15 protein-coding genes are annotated in these 15,872 nt (G+C 72.7%); 3 read left to right on the top strand and 12 right to left on the bottom strand.

Annotated features, from left to right (window positions below; genetic code table 11):
• Positions 1-52 precede the first annotated feature (52 nt).
• Both ACJ9NR_RS27465 and ACJ9NR_RS27460 read left to right on the top strand, forming a co-directional pair.
• The gene (locus ACJ9NR_RS27465; RefSeq protein ID WP_412492283.1) at positions 53-1,051 is read left to right on the top strand and encodes an aldo/keto reductase; all 999 of its coding nucleotides are present in this window, start codon (positions 53-55) and stop codon (positions 1,049-1,051) included.
• 292 nt (positions 1,052-1,343) lie between these two features.
• On the top strand, positions 1,344-2,501 hold the full coding sequence (locus ACJ9NR_RS27460) for a PQQ-dependent sugar dehydrogenase (RefSeq protein ID WP_412492402.1): 1,158 nt from the start codon (positions 1,344-1,346) through the stop codon (positions 2,499-2,501).
• A 7-nt stretch (positions 2,502-2,508) separates the two neighbouring features.
• Here ACJ9NR_RS27460 and ACJ9NR_RS27455 read toward each other — a convergent pair whose 3' ends face one another.
• From ACJ9NR_RS27455 to ACJ9NR_RS27425, 7 genes are all read right to left on the bottom strand, one after another.
• On the bottom strand, positions 2,509-2,799 hold the full coding sequence (locus tag ACJ9NR_RS27455) for a DUF6191 domain-containing protein (RefSeq protein ID WP_412492284.1): 291 nt from the start codon (positions 2,797-2,799) through the stop codon (positions 2,509-2,511).
• Between the two features lie 13 nt (positions 2,800-2,812).
• Positions 2,813-5,893, bottom strand: coding sequence for a helix-turn-helix transcriptional regulator (locus ACJ9NR_RS27450; RefSeq protein WP_412492285.1), 3,081 nt, complete (start codon positions 5,891-5,893; stop codon positions 2,813-2,815).
• 176 nt (positions 5,894-6,069) lie between these two features.
• Complete coding sequence (locus tag ACJ9NR_RS27445; protein WP_412492286.1) at positions 6,070-6,249, bottom strand: hypothetical protein; 180 nt, start codon at positions 6,247-6,249, stop codon at positions 6,070-6,072.
• Positions 6,250-6,445: 196 nt separating this feature from the next.
• On the bottom strand, positions 6,446-7,108 hold the full coding sequence (locus tag ACJ9NR_RS27440; protein WP_412492287.1) for a hypothetical protein: 663 nt from the start codon (positions 7,106-7,108) through the stop codon (positions 6,446-6,448).
• Between the two features lie 71 nt (positions 7,109-7,179).
• Positions 7,180-7,755 (bottom strand): GNAT family N-acetyltransferase, encoded by a 576-nt coding sequence (locus ACJ9NR_RS27435; RefSeq protein ID WP_412492288.1) that lies wholly within the window; start codon positions 7,753-7,755, stop codon positions 7,180-7,182.
• Positions 7,733-9,976, bottom strand: coding sequence for an MMPL family transporter (locus ACJ9NR_RS27430; RefSeq protein WP_412492289.1), 2,244 nt, complete (start codon positions 9,974-9,976; stop codon positions 7,733-7,735). Before ACJ9NR_RS27430 ends, ACJ9NR_RS27435 begins: the two co-directional genes overlap by 23 nt.
• 188 nt (positions 9,977-10,164) lie before the next feature.
• Positions 10,165-10,506 (bottom strand): hypothetical protein, encoded by a 342-nt coding sequence (locus tag ACJ9NR_RS27425; RefSeq protein ID WP_412492290.1) that lies wholly within the window; start codon positions 10,504-10,506, stop codon positions 10,165-10,167.
• 186 nt (positions 10,507-10,692) lie between these two features.
• On the opposite strand from ACJ9NR_RS27425, the gene ACJ9NR_RS27420 reads away from it, so the two are divergent.
• Positions 10,693-11,550 carry an SAM-dependent methyltransferase gene (locus tag ACJ9NR_RS27420; RefSeq protein ID WP_412492291.1) on the top strand — a complete coding sequence of 286 codons (858 nt, stop codon included), beginning with the start codon at positions 10,693-10,695 and terminating at the stop codon, positions 11,548-11,550.
• 47 nt (positions 11,551-11,597) lie between these two features.
• On the opposite strand, the gene gatB is transcribed toward ACJ9NR_RS27420, so the two are convergent.
• The 5 genes from gatB to ACJ9NR_RS27395 form a co-directional block, all read right to left on the bottom strand.
• Positions 11,598-13,112: an Asp-tRNA(Asn)/Glu-tRNA(Gln) amidotransferase subunit GatB gene (gene gatB, locus ACJ9NR_RS27415; RefSeq protein ID WP_412492292.1), complete on the bottom strand. Its 1,515-nt coding sequence runs from the start codon at positions 13,110-13,112 to the stop codon at positions 11,598-11,600.
• A gap of 15 nt (positions 13,113-13,127) precedes the next feature.
• On the bottom strand, positions 13,128-13,358 hold the full coding sequence (locus ACJ9NR_RS27410) for a hypothetical protein (protein ID WP_412492403.1): 231 nt from the start codon (positions 13,356-13,358) through the stop codon (positions 13,128-13,130).
• A 53-nt stretch (positions 13,359-13,411) separates the two neighbouring features.
• Complete coding sequence (gatA, locus tag ACJ9NR_RS27405; RefSeq protein WP_412492293.1) at positions 13,412-14,911, bottom strand: Asp-tRNA(Asn)/Glu-tRNA(Gln) amidotransferase subunit GatA; 1,500 nt, start codon at positions 14,909-14,911, stop codon at positions 13,412-13,414.
• A gap of 4 nt (positions 14,912-14,915) precedes the next feature.
• Entirely contained in the window at positions 14,916-15,212 is a 297-nt protein-coding gene (gene gatC, locus ACJ9NR_RS27400) for an Asp-tRNA(Asn)/Glu-tRNA(Gln) amidotransferase subunit GatC (protein WP_412492294.1), read from the bottom strand.
• A 149-nt stretch (positions 15,213-15,361) separates the two neighbouring features.
• The gene (locus ACJ9NR_RS27395; protein WP_412492295.1) at positions 15,362-15,853 is read right to left on the bottom strand and encodes a cupin domain-containing protein; all 492 of its coding nucleotides are present in this window, start codon (positions 15,851-15,853) and stop codon (positions 15,362-15,364) included.
• Between the last annotated feature and the right edge of the window lie 19 nt (positions 15,854-15,872).

The raw sequence follows: 15,872 nt of genomic DNA, 5'->3' as shown, positions 1-15,872 counted from the left end.
CGGGAGCGCAGAGGTTAGGTTGGGGGACCTGGAGAGGGAGGGTCACGAGCAGGTGGAGCGCAGGACGATCGGCGCGGGGGCGCTCGCGGTGGGGGCCGTCGGCCTCGGGTGCATGCCGATGAGCTGGGCGTACAGCGGATCGCGGCAGCGCGGCGAGGAGTCGCTCAGGGCGGTGCACCGGGCGCTCGACGCGGGTTCGACGCTTCTGGACACGGCCGACATGTACGGCCCGTTCACCAACGAGCTGTTGCTGGGGCGGGTGTTGAGGCAGCGGCGCGAGGACGCCTTCGTGTCGACGAAGGTGGGCCTGCTGGTGGGCGAGCAGCACATCGTGGCCAACGGCCGCCCCGGCTATGTGAAGCGCGCCTGCGACGCGTCGCTGCGGCGCCTGCAGACGGACGTCATCGACCTCTACCAGCTGCACCGCGAGGACCCGGAGGTGCCCGTCGAGGAGACCTGGGGCGCGATGGCGGATCTCGTGCGGGCCGGGAAGGTACGGGCGTTGGGGCTGTGCGCGGTCGGTGCGCGCGGCGGCCGCCGCTCCGGTACGCGGTTGCACGACGCCACGATCAGCCGGCTGGAGCGGGTGCAGCAGGTGTTCCCGGTGAGCGCGGTGGAGGCCGAGCTGTCGGTGTGGTCGCCGGAGGCGCTGGAGTCGCTGCTGCCGTGGTGCGAGGCGCGCGGCGTCGGCTTCCTGGCCGCCATGCCCCTCGGCAACGGCTTCCTGACCGGCACCCTCACCCCGGGCCAGGGCTTCGAGCCGGACGACGTCCGCGCCCGCCACCCCCGGTTCACCGCGGAGATGATGGCCGCGAACCAGCCCATCGTGGCGGGGCTGCGCCGCGTCGCCGCCCGCCACGGCACCGGGGTCACCCCCGCCCAGGTCGCCCTGGCCTGGGTCCTGTCCCGGGGCCGCCACGTCGTCCCGGTCCCGGGCACCAAGCGGGAGCAGTGGGCGTCGGAGAACGCGGCCTCCGCCGCGCTGCGGCTGACGCCGGGGGACCTGGCCGAGGTGGCGGGGCTGCCGGGCGCCCGGGGTTCCTGGGACTGACGGGCGCCGGGATGACCTCGCCACGGTGGCGGGACCGCCGGACGGGCGCGGATGCCTGAGGCGGGGACTGCGCCCGCCGGACCGGAACGGACGTGGTGCCGCCGCGCCGGAGAGCCGGAGAGTCAGAGAGACGGACTGCCGGGCTGCCGGGCTGCCGGAGAACCGGAGAGCAGGAGAGCCGGAGGGTCAGGATCGGCCGATCGGGAACCCGCGGGGCGCGAGCGGTGTAAGACAAGTAGAACCTGCCGCTGGACCACCGCCCGAAGGGACCAAGACCGTGCTACGACGAGCTGTGCCGGCCGTGCTGGCCGCGACCGCGCTCCTGCTGACGGCGGGCTGCTCCTCCGGCGGCGGGGGCGACGGGAGCGCGGGCGGCGGTGGGAACAGGTCGGCGGGGACCACGGACGCGCACTCCTCCGCATCGGGCCGGTCCGCCGAGCCGACCCCGCCCGCCAAGGGTTCCGTGAAGGTGCTGCGCACGGTGACCACGGGCCTGAACACGCCGTGGGGCGTCGCCCCGCTGCCCGACGACAGCAGCCTGCTCGTCGCCTCCCGGGACCAGGGGACGATCACCAGGGTCGACGCGAAGACGGGCAAAAAGACGGAGCTGGGCAAGGTGTCCGGGGTCTCCCCGGCCGGCGAGGGCGGCCTGCTCGGCCTCGCCCTCTCCCCGGACTACGCCTCGGACCACATGATCTACGCGTACTTCACCTCGGCCTCGGACAACCGCATCGTCCGCATGCTCTACGACCCGGAGAAGCCGGCCGGCGAACAGCTGGGCGCACCGGACACGGTCTTCAAGGGCATACCCAAGGGCTACATCCACAACGGCGGCCGCATCGCCTTCGGCCCCGACAGGATGCTCTACGCGGGCACGGGCGAGAGCGGCGACCGGGGCCTGGCCCAGGACAAGAAGTCCCTCGGCGGCAAGATCCTGCGCCTGACCCCGGAGGGCGACCCGGCCCCCGGCAACCCCTTCCCGGACTCCCCCGTCTACACCTATGGCCACCGCAATGTGCAGGGCCTCGCCTGGGACCCCGAACAGCGCCTGTTCGCCTCGGAGTTCGGCCAGGACACCTGGGACGAGCTGAACGCGATCAAGCCGGGTGACAACTACGGCTGGCCGAAGGCCGAGGGCAAGTCGTCCGACCCCGCGTTCCACAACCCGATAGCCCAGTGGCACACGGACGACGCCTCCCCCAGCGGCATCGCCTACGCCGAGGGCTCCATATGGATGGCGAGTCTGAAGGGCCGGCGCCTGTGGCGCGTCCCGCTGAAGGGCACGGAGACCTCGGCCGCCCCGCAGGCCTTCCTCACCGGCACCTACGGCCGGCTGCGCACGGTGGTCTCGGCGGGCGGGAACAAGCTCTGGCTGACGACCAGCAACACCGACGGCCGCGGCAACCCGAAGAGCGGTGACGACCGGATCCTGGAACTCCAGGTCAGGTAGCCTGCGCTCACTCCTCGCCGGACTCCGGATCCGGCGAGGGCGCTGGCGACGGCGACGGCGACGGCGACTCCACGGCCTCCTCGGTCGCTTCAGTCGCCTCGGCCTCCTCCGCCTCGTCCGTCTCCTCCGCATCCTCCGTCTTCGGCCGCCGTACGACGACCTTCCCGGACGCCAGGTCTATCGGGCCCCGTCCGGGATCGGCGTCGCCCACGTCCTCCCGGGTCAGCTCCAGGCGGTTCTGCTCGTCGCGGGTGTGCTTGCGGCCCGGGGCGAAGAGTTCCTCGAAGGCGTCGAACACGGTGTCCCCTCTCTCATCCGGCGACCGCCCGGTCCCCGTCCGCCGTCGTCGCGAACAGTTCCAGACGGTGGGCCACTGCGGCGGCCTCCCCTCTTCCTGAGACGCCGAGCTTGCCCAGAATGTTCGAGACGTGGACGCTGGCCGTCTTCGGGGAGATGAAGAGCTCCTCGGCTATCTGCCGGTTGGTGCGGCCGGCCGCGACCAGGCGCAGGACGTCGCGTTCCCGGCTGGTGAGGCCGAGGGTCTCGGCCGGGTCGGCGGGCCGCCGGTGCGGGACCCGGCTCAGGGTGAGGCGGGCACGCTGGGCGAGCAGCGCCACGGACTCGGCGAGCGGGCGGGCACCGAGGTGGTCGGCGACGGCGTGGGCCAGCCGGAGGAGCTCCGCGGCGCGCACGCGCTCGTCTTCGCCGCCGGCCGCGAGCAGGGCCTCGGCCAGGCGGTGGCGGACGCGGGCGAGGTCGTAAGGGCGCTCGAGGCGCTCGAAGGAGGTGACCACGTCCGACCAGGTGCCGACGGTGTCCCGGCCTTCGGCGCGGGCCAGTTCGGCGCGCACCCACTGCTCGTGGGCGAGCCAGATGGGGGCGTCGGTGGTGGTCTTCCTGGCGGCCTCGCGGAGCCGTTCGAGGACGTCGGCGCGGCCCCCGGACGCGGTCGGCAGGGCGCGGGCGTCGGCCTCGGCGGTGGCGGCGGCGAGCAGCAGCGGCCAGCCGTAGCGCTGGGTGCCGGGCGGGATGTCGGAGGCCAGTACGCGGACGGTCTCGGCTCGCGCGTCGAGGAAGCGGCCCTCGCCCGCGGCCACGCCGACCTCGATGCGGGACAGCAGGAGAGAGTGCTGGGGCATGGGGTCGTGGGTGCCCAGGTAGGCGCGGGCGGCGGCCAGTTGTCGGGCGGCCTCGGGCAGGTCGCCGCGGCCGAGGGCGACGTGCGCCAGGCACATCGCGCCACCGCCCTGCGGCTTGGCGCTGAGGCCCACGCGCAGGGCACCCGCCGCGGCGTCGGCGGCCTCGTCCCAGCGGCCGAGGGAGTACAGCGCCTCGGAGAGGTTGGCCCACGCCCAGGCCTCGGAGTCCCGCAGGCCGAACTTCCTGGTGTAGGCGAGGCCCTCCTCGAGGATGGGCACGGCTTCGCGGGTGCGGCCGACCGCGTCGAGCTCGCTCGGCAGGTTGACGTAGGCACGGCCGGCGACGATCGGGACGCCTTCGGCGAGGGCCTGCTCCTTGACCTCGCGGATCTCCGCCAGGCCCGGCCCGGCGGAGCCCGAGTCGACCATGAGGGCGCCGAGGGTGATGCGGGCGTTGAGTTCGATCTCGCGGGCGCCGACCATGCGCGCGTACTCGACGGCGCGTTCGGCGGCGGAGAGTGCGTCGGGGCCGGGCTCGTGGAGCATCGACCAGTTGGCGGCGCTGGCGAGCACCTCGGCGTGCACCTCGGAGGGCGGCAGGCCGCGCACGAGCTGCTGGGCGGTGCCGAGTTCCCGCCAGCCGTCGCCGCGGGCCAGCGCCTGCACCAGGCGGGAGCGCTGGACCCAGAACCAGGCGGCGCGCAGGGGATCCCCCGTGGCCGCACGCCGCTGAGAGCCCGGGGCGGAGCCGTCCTCGTCCTCCAGCAGGTGCAGGGCACGCTTGGTGATCTTCAGGGCGCGTTCCCGTTCCCCGGACAGCCGGCCGGCGACGGCGGCCTCCGCGAGGATGTCGAGATAGCGCAGCGGGGCGTTGGCGGGGTCGCAGCCGCAGGGGGGATAGACCTCGGTGTAGTCGATGGGGCGCAGCTGCTCCCGCACGTCTTCGGGGGCGGTGTCCCACAGCTCCATCGCCCGTTCCAGGAGCCGCAGCTGCTCGCTGTAGGCGTGGCGGCAGCGGGCCACGACGGAGGCGTCCAGGACGGCCGGCAGGGCCTTGGCGGGGTGGTGGGCGTGGTACCAGTAGCTGGCCAGGCGCATGACGCGCTGGTCGGCGGGGACGAGCGTGGGATCGGCCTCCAGAGCCTCGGCGTAACGGCGGTTGAGGCGGGAGCGCTCCCCCGGCAGCAGGTCGTCGCTGACGGCCTCGCGGACCAGGGAGTGGCGGAAGCGGTAGCCGTCGCCGGCGGGCGTGGCCAGCAGGATGTTGGCGTTCACGGCGGCCCGCAGTGCCTCGATGAGGTCGTCCTCGGCGAGCCCGGCGACGGCGGCGAGCAGCCGGTACTCCACGGTGGAGCCGCCCTCGGCGACGGCCCGGGCGACCCGCTGGGCGCTCTCCGGCAGGCCCTCGACGCGGACCAGGAGCAGATCGCGCAGCGAGTCGGTGAGGCCGGTGCCGCAGCCCTCGGTGGCGCAGACGGCGAGTTCCTCCACGAAGAAGGCGTTGCCGTCGGAGCGTTCGAAGATGTCGTCGACCTGGGTGGGGTCCGGTTCGGCGGCGAGGATGCCGGCGAGCTGGCGGCCGACCTCCTCGCGGTTGAAGCGGGCCACCTCCAGCCGGCGGACGGTGCGCAGCCGGTCGAGCTCGGCGAGCAGGGGGCGCAGCGGGTGGCGGCGGTGGATGTCGTCGGCGCGGTAGGTGGCGAGGACGAGGAGGCGGCCGGCGCGCAGGGTGCGGAAGAGGTAGGCCAGCAGATGGCGGGTGGAGGCGTCGGCCCAGTGCAGGTCCTCCAGGGCGACGACGACGGTGCGGTCGGCGGCGAGGCGCTCCAGAAGACGGGCGGTGAGCTCGAAGAGGCGGGCCAGGCCCTCCTCGTCGTGCCGCCCCCCGCTGGACTCGCCGAGCTCGGGCAGGAGGCGGGTGAGCTCCTCCTCCTGCCCGGCGGCCGCGGCGGCGAGCGCGTCCGGCAGCTCGCGGCGCAGCGCGCGCAGGGCGGTGGAGAAGGGGGCGAAGGGCAGGCCGTCGGCGCCGATCTCCACGCAGCCGCCGAGTGCGACGACGGCGCCCTCCCGGCAGGCCGCGGTGGCGAACTCCTCGACGAGCCGGGTCTTGCCGACCCCGGCCTCCCCGCCGATCAGCAGCGCCTGCGGCTCGCCCGCGGCAGCGCGGGCGAGCGCGTCGTTCAGGGTCTTCAGCTCTTCGGCACGGCCGACGAACACCGGACTGACGGACCTGGTCTCCACGAGAGGGAGCATCGCACGGGGGTCCGACAGCGCGGCACCGGTTTTCCCCGGGACGGCGTCCGCCGGACGCACCGCGGCCCCCACCGCGGGGAGGTGCGGTGAGGGCGTGGGCGGGCTCGGTGCGGTGCGCTCGCGGTCCTTTCGAGGGCGGCCGTCCCCCGCGCGGCCGCCCTCGCCGGGCCCCGTGTTCACGCGGCTCGTGCGGACGACCGCAGCCGGCGCAGACGTGGCCTGTCGGGCTCGTGCTCCGCGGCGGCTTCGCGGCGGGCGGCACGGCGGCCGCGTACGACCGCGCGGGCCCGGCGCTCCTGCTCGGCCTGGCGGATCAGTTCGGCGGAGCGCATCTGGGAGATCTCGTACTCGTACATGGCGGGTCCCTCGGGAGAGTCGGTTTCGGCTTCGCTCGCTGCGATGCCTCAACTGTCGTCTTTGAGGGAGGTCCGCCACATCGGGAGACTTCCGCATCTTCGGCGGTGGCCGGTGCCTTAGACGCGCGTGAGGGGCCCCAGGAACATCCGTAAGGTGCTCACGGATGCCCTAAGACCCCTCAGGACCTGCGGTGACTCAGCCCGTGGAGGGCAGTCCGAGCAGGATGTCGGTGTACTTGAGGACGGCCAGGAGCAGCCCGATGACGCCGAGGACGACGCCGCCCCAGGCGACCGACTTGATCCACGCGGCCTGCGGCCTGCCCGGGACCCCGAAGGCGGGCCGGGCCAGCACGACGACGCCGGTGAGCAGCGCGAGCAGGGCGAAGACGCCGCCCCACAGGGCGGTCGCGTGCCACGCGTTGCCGTAGCCCTCGTCGAGCAGCTTGGAGACGCTGGAGCCCTGCGTGCTCTGGGCGTGCAGCTGGCCGATGAGCGACTGGCGCGCGGACGCCACGGTGCCGACCCAGCTGCCGGTCAGCGAGACGACGCCGAGCGCGGCGGAGACGACGGCTCCCGCGCCCTGGCCGACGCCGGTCGGTTCCTCGTCGCCGCCGGTCCCGCCGGACCCGGCGGGACCGGCCTGCGCGGCCGCCTCCTCGGGGGCGGCCTCGGCGGACGTCTCGTCGGCGCCGGCCGCGTCCGCGTCAGTCGTGTCCGCGTCAGTCGCGTCCGCGCCGGTCGCACCCGCCGCGCCGGTCGCCCCGGTCCCGGTGGTCGCGGCGGCGTCCGCCGTCTCCTCGTCGGGCTTCACTTCGGTGGCCTCGGTTCCGGCCTCGTCAACAGTCTTGCTGGTTCCCATACCTCGCACCGTACGGACGCTGTCTGAGAGGTCTCTGAGTGATCGCGGGGCGATCTCGTGAGCGCCTCTTCCTACTGATCTGTGTGCTGGGCACGCGCGCGTGCTGTGCGCCACTCCGGGGCAAGGATCGACCACACCTCGAGGTCGTGCCGCACCCCACCATAAGGGTGCGCCTCGCGCCGTACGCCATCGCGGGTCATCCCGAGGCGGCGGGCGACGTTCAGACTGGGCACGTTGCCCGAGGCGGCCACCCACTCCACCCGGTGGATGCCGCGTTCCTCGACCGCCCAGTCGATCAGTACCCGCATCGCCCGGGTGATCAGTCCGCGGCCCGTCGCGGCGGGTTCCAGCCAGCAGCCGACCTCGCAGTTGCCGGTTTGCGCGTCGAAGTTCAGCGTGAGCACGCCGCCCACGAGCTTCCCGTCCAGCCAGATGCCGTGGTACGAGGCGGTGTCGGCGGCGCGCAGGTCGGCGTAGCGCTGCAGGGTCCGGCGTGCGGAGGGCACGTCGACGGCGTCCGAGCCGAACGGGATGAACTGCCCGATGAACTCCCGCCCGCGCTCCAGGTGCGCGAGGAACTCCTCGGCGTGCCACGGCTCCAGCGGCCGCAGCTGCGCCGCGTCGTCACCCAGGGATATCGCGTACATCCTCGTCCCGCCCCTTCGTCAGTACGTCCGCCACCTCTGCGTCCGCCGCCGCGGCCAGCCTTTCATGGGCGGCACGGCACTCGGGCGGTTCGATGCTGATGCGCGGCAGGTGGGCGTCGAGCCAGCGGGGCAGCCACCAGTTGGCGCCGCCGAGCAGGTGCATCAGGGCCGGTACCAGCAGCGTGCGGAGCACGAAGGCGTCCAGGGCGACGGCGGAGGCGAGCGCGATGCCGAACATGGCGATCACACGGTCGCCGCTGAGGACGAAGGCGAGGAAGACGGAGATCATGATGACCGCCGCGGAGTTGATCACCCGGCTGGTCTCGGCGAGGCCGACGCGGACGGCGCGCCGGTTGTCGCCGGTCTCCAGCCACTCCTCGTACATCCGGCTGACCAGGAAGACCTGGTAGTCCATGGAGAGCCCGAAGAGGACGGAGACCATGATCACCGGGAGGAAGGGCTCGATGGGGCCCGCGCGGCCGAGGCCCAGCAGCTCGCTCCCCCAGCCCCACTGGAAGATCATGACGACGACGCCGAAGGCGGCGGCGACCGCGGCGACGTTCATCGCGGCGGCCTTGACCGGGATGCCGAGGGACCGGAACGCGAGCAGCAGCAGGAGGCCGCCGAGGCCGATGACGACGCCGACGAACAGGGGCAGCTTGCCGACGATGACGCCCGCGAAGTCGTCGTAGCCGGCCGTCACACCGCCGACGTGCACGTCCAGCGTGGTGCCGGTCTCGGCGCGCGGCAGCACCTCGGTGCGCAGCCGGTCGACGAGGTCGCTGGTCCTGCTCGACTGGGGCTCGGAGGTCGGGACGACGGTGAAGTACGCGGTGTCGCCACCGGTGTTGTACGTCACGGGGGTCACCGACGCGACGCCCTCGGTGGCGCGGATGGTGGCGTCGAGGTTGTCCAGGGTGAGCCGGTCCTCGGCGCCGTTCACCTTGGTGACGAGGGTGAGCGGGCCGTTGACACCGGGGCCGAAGCCTTCGGCGAGGAGGTCGTAGGCCTGGCGCGTGGTGGACGTCCGGGGGTCGTTGCCCGCGTCGGAGGTGCCCAGGTGGAGGGAGAGGGTGGGCAGCGCCAGGACGGCCATCACGGCGAGCGCCACCGCGCCGAGCACCTTGGGGTGGCGCTCCACGAACGCCGACCACCGGTGGGCGAACCCGGTCGGCAGTTCGGGCTGCGGCCCCTGCTCGGCCAGGCGTCGGCGCTCGCGCCGGCTCAGGGCGCGCGGGCCGATGAACGACAGCAGGGCGGGGAGCAGGGTGACGGAGGCCGCGACCGTGAGGACCACGGTCAGACAGGCGGCGACCGCGACCCCGTTGAGGAAGCTGAGCCGGAGGATCAGCATGCCGAGCAGGGCTATGCAGACGGTGGCGCCCGCGAAGACGACGGCGCGTCCCGTGGTCGTCACGGCGTTGGTGGCCGCCTCGGTGACCGACAGCCCGCGTTTGAGGCCGCGGCGGTGTCTGGTGACGATGAAGAGCGCGTAGTCGATGCCCACGCCGAGGCCGATCAGCATGCCCAGCATGGGCGCGAAGTCGGCGACGGTCATGGCGTGCCCGAGCAGCACGATCGCGGCGTACGCGGTGCCCACGCCGACCAGGGCGGTGGCGATGGGCAGCACCGAGGCGGCGAGCGAGCCGAAGGCGACGAAGAGGACGACCGCCGCCACGACCACGCCGACGATCTCGGCGACGTGCCCGCCGGAGGACTCGGTCAGGGCGACGGCGCTGCCGCCCAGTTCGACCCGCAGCCCGCCGGTCTCGGCGGCCTTGGCGGTGGTGACGACGGCCTGGGCCTCGGACTTCGTGATGTCCTGGGAGGGCTGGTGGAAGGTGACCGTGGCGTACGCGGTGTGCCCGTCGGAGCTGATACGGCCGCCGCCCTGGCCGTCGTAGGGGCTGCTCACGGAGGCGACGCCCGGCAGATGGCCGATCCTGTCCAGGGTCTGGGTCATCGTCTGCTCGACGTCGGCGGCCCGGACCGTGCCGGACGTGGTGTGCCAGACGACGGTGTCGCTGTCGCCGCCGACGCCGGGGAAGCCCTCCTGCAGCAGCTTGTAGGCCGTGCCCGATTCGGTGCCGGGGGCCCCGTAGTCGTTCGAGTACGCCGAGCCCGTCACGGCGGCGGCCGCGCTGACCCCGCCGAAGGCGAGGAGCCACAGCAGAACCGCGACGAGGCGGTTGCGGACACACCAGCGCGCAAGGGCTGCCACGAAAGAGCTCCCGGTGATATGTGGATCTTTGACCGGGAACAGTCGTTCACAGGATGAACAGCCCGCAAAGAACGTGTGAGTAGTGCGAGAACCACTCTTGCAGGCAGAAATGATCGTTTATGCGGTTCGTGGGCTTATTCACAGGACTGGGAGACAGATCACAGGGTACGGACGACATTTCCGCCACCTCAGTCGAACTGGTCTCCCACCGCCATCACGAGCACCCCCAGGATCAGCAGCCACAGAGCCCGCCGGGTGCGCCCCCGCAGACCCAGCCCGGCGGCCACGGCACAGACCGCCGCGCCGAAGGCGTAGGCGGCCGGCACGAGCGCCGGAGCGGAGCCGGCGGCCCGCAGCACGGAGGCGGCGAGCCCGGCGAGCGCCAGCAGCGCACCGGTCCCGGCCGCGGTCCAGCGGGCCTGCCGCGCGGTCTCGGCCGGCTCCTCGACATCGCCGGCGTCTTCGAGGTCACCGGGGCCCCCGGCGCCACCCACGTCGTCCGGTACCTCGGAATCAGCGCGTCCGTTCATGGCGGGCGAGGGTAGCGCGTCCCCCCGGGAAACCGGCTGCGGGGCCTCCCGCCCGGGTGCTAGCTTCCGCGGGTCAGCCGTCACCGGCTCCTCGCCGACGACCGAAGCGGGTGCGTTGTTTGAAGGTCCGACCGAGCTCCTGTGCATCACCTTTCCCTACGAAGATCCCAAGGAGCCCGTTCACCGATGTCCGGCATCGACCCCAGGACCTCGAACGACCCTCTCGCTGACCGTGTGAACCACCCGTCCTATCCGCGCAGCAGCCGGTACGACGCCCGCTGGACGGTCGACAACCAGATGGGCCCGAACGCCCTCTGGCTGCTGGAGTGGCTGGCCCCCGCCCTCGGACTGGACGCGCTGCGCCCCTGCGCCCGTGTGCTCGACCTCGGCTGCGGCCGCGCGATGACGTCGGTCTTCCTGGCCCGGGAGTTCCACGCCCAGGTCACCGCGGCCGACCTCTGGGTCGCGCCCGACGACAACGCCCGGCGCGTCACCGAGGCGGGATTCGCCGACCGCGTGCTGCCCGTGCACGCCGAAGCGCACCGGCTGCCCTTCGCCGAGGGCGGCTTCGACGCGATCGTGAGCATCGACGCCTACCAGTACTTCGGCACCGACGACCTCTATCTGCCCACGCTCACCCGGCTGCTGAAGCCCGGTGGCCGCATCGGCGTCGTCGTACCGGCGCTGCGGGAGGAGCCGGCGGGCGACGAGCCGCCCGAGCACCTCAGGCCGTGGTGGGAGCCCGACTTCTGGTGCTTCCACTCCGCCGGCTGGTGGCGGCGCCACTGGACCCGCAGCGGGGCCGTCGAGGTCGAGGCGGCGGACTGGCAGCCGGACGGCTGGCGGGACTGGCTGCTGTGGTGCGAGGTGGTCGCCGAGGAGAGCACCGACGAGTTCCACCGCACGATGGCCCGCCGGGTCGGCGAGATGGTGCGGGCGGACCAGGGCCGCGCCCTGGGGTTCGTACGGATCGTGGGACGCCGCAGGCACGGGACGCCGCAGGCGCCGGACGCCGTGCACAGCGGCACGGCCCCGGTGGCATGACCGGCCGTGCCTGGTCACGCCTGCGGGGCCGTGCCGCGTACGACCGCTCAGCCTTCGCCGACGCCCAGCTTCTGCAGGATCAGCTCCTTGACGCGGGCCGCGTCGGCCTGGCCACGGGTCGCCTTCATGACCGCGCCGACCAGGGCGCCGGCCGCGGCCACCTTGCCGCCTCGGATCTTGTCGGCGACGCCCGGGTTGCCGGCGATGGCCTCGTCGACGGCGGCGGCCAGCGCGCCCTCGTCGGAGACGACCTTCAGACCGCGCTTGTCGACGACCTCGTCCGGGGTGCCCTCGCCCGCGAGGACGCCCTCGATGACCTGGCGGGCCAGCTTGTCGTTCAGGTCGCCCTTCGAGACCAGCTCGGTGACCCGCGCGACCTGCGCCGGGGTGATCGCCAGCTCGTCCAGCGACGTGCCCGACTCGTTGGCGCTGCGCGCCAGTTCGCCCATCCACCACTTGCGGGCGGAGGCGGCGTCGGCACCGGCGTCGATGGTGGCGACGATCGGCTCCAGCGCGCCGGCGTTGAGGATCGCCTGCATGTCGGTGCCGGAGACGCCCCACTCCTCGCGCAGCCGGTTGCGGCGCACCAGCGGCAGCTCGGGCAGCGCGCCCCGGATCTCCTCGACCCACGCGCGCGAGGGGGCCACCGGAACCAGGTCCGGCTCGGGGAAGTACCGGTAGTCCTCGGCCTCCTCCTTCACGCGGCCCGAGGTCGTGGACCCCGTGTCCTCGTGGAAGTGGCGGGTCTCCTGGACGATCGTGCCGCCGGAGGACAGCACGGCCGCGTGCCGCTGGATCTCGAAGCGGGCCGCGCGCTCCACGGACCGCAGCGAGTTGACGTTCTTCGTCTCGGAGCGGGTGCCGAACTTCTCGGTGCCGTTCGGGCGCAGCGACAGGTTCACGTCGCAGCGCATCTGGCCCATCTCCATCCGGGCCTCGGAGACACCGAGGGCCCGGATGACCTCGCGCAGCTCACGGACGTAGGCCCGCGCGACCTCGGGAGCGCGCTCGCCCGCGCCCACGATCGGCTTGGTGACGATCTCGATGAGCGGGATGCCGGCGCGGTTGTAGTCCAGCAGCGAGTGCGAGGCGCCGTGGATACGGCCGGTCGCGCCGCCCACGTGGGTCGACTTGCCGGTGTCCTCCTCCATGTGGGCGCGCTCGATCTCCACGCGGAAGGTCTCGCCGTCCTCCAGCTGTACGTCGAGGTAGCCGTCGAAGGCGATCGGCTCGTCGTACTGGGAGGTCTGGAAGTTCTTCGGCATGTCCGGATAGAAGTAGTTCTTCCGGGCGAAGCGGCACCACTCGGCGATCTCGCAGTTCAGCGCGAGACCGATCCTGATCGCGGACTCGACGCCGGTCGCGTTGACGACCGGGAGCGCGCCGGGCAGGCCGAGGCAGGTCGGGCAGGTCTGCGAGTTGGGCTCGGCACCCAGCTCGGTCGAACACCCGCAGAACATCTTGGTCTTGGTGCCGAGTTCGACATGGACCTCGAGGCCCATGACGGGGTCGTACGACGCCAGCGCGTCCTCGTACGACACCAGGTCGGTCGTGGTGGTCACGGTGAAACTTCCCTCTCAGCCCAGCAGGACGTCGTCGTCGCCCAGCCGCTTCAGCTCGCGGTACAGGACGGCGAGGCCGGTGACGATGCCGACGGCGGCCACGGTGGCGTCGATCAGCCGCAGCGCGTCCTGCTCGGCACGTGCCTTCCTGATCCGCTTGGCGACACCGAACGCGCCGAAGGCGGTGGTGGCGATGGACACGTACATGCCGGACTTGGACTTCTTGAAGTCCTGGGCCCTGGTCAGTGTCTTGCCGGTCTTGCCGGTCTTGCCGGTCGTGCCGGTCGTGCCTGACTTGGTCACAGCGACGGAGCCTCCTCCAGGAGCGGGTGCCCCCACCTTTCCACGTAGGCGGCCTCGACCGCGGCGCCGACCTTGTACAGACGGTCGTCCTTGAGCGCCGGGGCGATGATCTGCAGCCCGACCGGGAGGTTGTCCTCCGGGGCCAGACCGCAGGGCAGCGACATGGCCGCGTTGCCCGCCAGGTTGGTCGGGATGGTGCACAGGTCGGCCAGGTACATCGCCATCGGGTCGTCGGCACGCTCGCCGATCGCGAAGGCGGTGGTCGGAGTGGTGGGCGAGACGATCACGTCCACCTGCTCGAACGCCTTCTCGAAGTCGCGCGTGATGAGCGTGCGGACCTTCTGCGCGGAGCCGTAGTAGGCGTCGTAGTAGCCGCTGGAGAGGGCGTACGTGCCGAGCATGATGCGGCGCTTGACCTCGGGGCCGAAGCCCGCCTCGCGGGTGAGGGAGGTGACCTCCTCGGCCGAGTGGCTGCCGTCGTCGCCGGTCCGCAGGCCGTAGCGCAGGCCGTCGAAGCGGGCGAGGTTGGAGGAGCACTCGGACGGAGCGATCAGGTAGTACGCCGACAGCGCGAGGTCGAAGGACGGGCAGTCCAGCTCGACGACCTCGGCGCCCAGCTCCTTCAGCAGCGCGACGGCCTCGTCGAACCGCTGGATGACGCCGGCCTGGTAGCCCTCGCCGCGGAACTGCTTGACGACGCCGACCCGCATTCCGGCGACGCTGCCGTTGCGGGCGGCCTCGACGACCGGCGGGACGGGCGCGTCGATCGACGTCGAGTCCAGCGGGTCGTGCCCGGCGATGACCTCGTGCAGCAGCGCCGCGTCCAGGACCGTACGGGCGCAGGGCCCGCCCTGGTCGAGGCTGCTGCTGAACGCCACCATGCCGTAACGGGAGACGGCGCCGTACGTGGGCTTCACGCCCACCGTGCCGGTGACGGCGGCCGGCTGGCGGATGGAGCCGCCGGTGTCGGTGCCGATGGCGAGGGGGGCCTGATAGGAGGCGATCGCCGCGGAGGAGCCACCGCCCGAGCCGCCGGGGATCTTGGTGAGGTCCCACGGGTTGCCGGTCGGTCCGTAGGCGCTGTTCTCCGTCGAGGACCCCATGGCGAACTCGTCCATGTTGGTCTTGCCCAGGATGACGACATCCGCGGCCTTCAGCCGCTTGGTGAGCGTGGCGTCGTACGGCGGGATCCAGCCCTCGAGGATCTTCGAACCGACGGTCGTCGGAACGCCCTCGGTGGTGAAGATGTCCTTGAGCGCCAGCGGGACGCCGGCGAGGGGGCCGAGCTCCTCGCCCCGCTCCCGCTTCTCGTCGACGGCCCGGGCCTGGGCCAGGGCGCCCTCGCGGTCGACGTGCAGGAAGGCGTGGACCTTCTCGTCGACGGCCTCGATCCGGGCGAGGTGGGCCTCGGTGACCTGCACGGCCGTGAGCTCGCCCGCGGCGATCCTCGCGGCCGTCTCGGCGGCGGTGAGCTTGATGATGTTGCTGTCCGTCATGGGATCAGTCCTCCCCCAGGATCTGCGGCACCTTGAAACGCCGCTGCTCCTGGGCCGGGGCGCCGGAGAGCGCCTGCTCGGGGGTGAGCGACGGACGGACCTCGTCCTCGCGCATGACGTTCGTCAGCGGGAGCGGGTGCGAGGTCGGCGGTACGTCTTGGTCGGCGACCTCGCTGACGCGGGCGACCGCGCCGATGATGTCGTCCAGCTGTCCCGCGAAGTGGTCGAGTTCTTCGGGCTTCAGCTCCAGACGCGCCAGCCGGGCGAGGTGGGCGACCTCCTCGCGCGTGATGCCAGGCATGCAGCGATCCTCTGGGGTGAGTGTGTGGTTCGGGGCCGGGTCCGGTGGTCACCTTCCCGTCGTCCGCCCGAAGGGTCGCACGACGGGAAGGTGACCACCGGCCCCAATCCTATGGGGCGGCGGCCGCGCGCCGGTAAACGGTTTACCGGTTACCGCCGGCTGTCCCACGCCCGGCTGCGCAGGAAGTGGTTGTCGTACCGCTCCTGCACCTCCAGCAGGCTCTCCGGGGTGGCCTCGCCCAGGCGGATCCGCTGGAGGTGGCGGAAGTACTCGAAGCGCTCGACGCCCGGAGTGATGACGATGAGCAGGTCGGCCACGCTTCCGGGGGCGGCGGCGAAGGCGTGCGGCCTGTCCGGCGGGACGATGATCAGATCGCCGCGTTCGGCCGTGACGACGTCGTCACCGGACAGGACCTCGGCGGCGCCGTCGAGGAGGTAGAACATCTCGGCGGAATGACGGTGCAGGTGCGGGCGGGCGCCGTCGGCGCCCTCGGCGAGGGTGACGCGCACTGTGGACAGCGCGCCGCCGGTGGCGCTGCTGTCGGCCAGCAGCCGGACGGCGACGGGGTCGCCGCCGACCACCTCGGCCTCGGCGTCACGGACCAGCACGGTCTCGTCGAACTCCGGTACGAACAGCGACATTCTCCGGTTCCCCCTGCGT

The sequence above is a fragment of the Streptomyces sediminimaris genome (assembly GCF_047049295.1).
GTDB lineage: Bacteria > Actinomycetota > Actinomycetes > Streptomycetales > Streptomycetaceae > Streptomyces > Streptomyces sediminimaris.
Note: the sequence above shows the minus strand (reverse complement) of the source record. Positions and strands in the feature narration are given on the sequence as shown.

Excerpts from the sequence above, each read along its gene's own strand:
- gatA (WP_412492293.1), bottom strand. The coding sequence starts at position 14,911 with ATGACGGACAGCAACATCATCAAGCTCACCGCCGCCGAGACGGCCGCG.
- ACJ9NR_RS27440 (WP_412492287.1), bottom strand. The coding sequence starts at position 7,108 with ATGGGAACCAGCAAGACTGTTGACGAGGCCGGAACCGAGGCCACCGAA.
- ACJ9NR_RS27445 (WP_412492286.1), bottom strand. The coding sequence starts at position 6,249 with ATGTACGAGTACGAGATCTCCCAGATGCGCTCCGCCGAACTGATCCGC.
- gatC (WP_412492294.1), bottom strand. The coding sequence starts at position 15,212 with ATGCCTGGCATCACGCGCGAGGAGGTCGCCCACCTCGCCCGGCTGGCG.
- ACJ9NR_RS27420 (WP_412492291.1), top strand. The coding sequence starts at position 10,693 with ATGTCCGGCATCGACCCCAGGACCTCGAACGACCCTCTCGCTGACCGT.
- ACJ9NR_RS27435 (WP_412492288.1), bottom strand. The coding sequence starts at position 7,755 with ATGTACGCGATATCCCTGGGTGACGACGCGGCGCAGCTGCGGCCGCTG.
- ACJ9NR_RS27450 (WP_412492285.1), bottom strand. The coding sequence starts at position 5,893 with ATGCTCCCTCTCGTGGAGACCAGGTCCGTCAGTCCGGTGTTCGTCGGC.
- ACJ9NR_RS27425 (WP_412492290.1), bottom strand. The coding sequence starts at position 10,506 with ATGAACGGACGCGCTGATTCCGAGGTACCGGACGACGTGGGTGGCGCC.
- ACJ9NR_RS27395 (WP_412492295.1), bottom strand. The coding sequence starts at position 15,853 with ATGTCGCTGTTCGTACCGGAGTTCGACGAGACCGTGCTGGTCCGTGAC.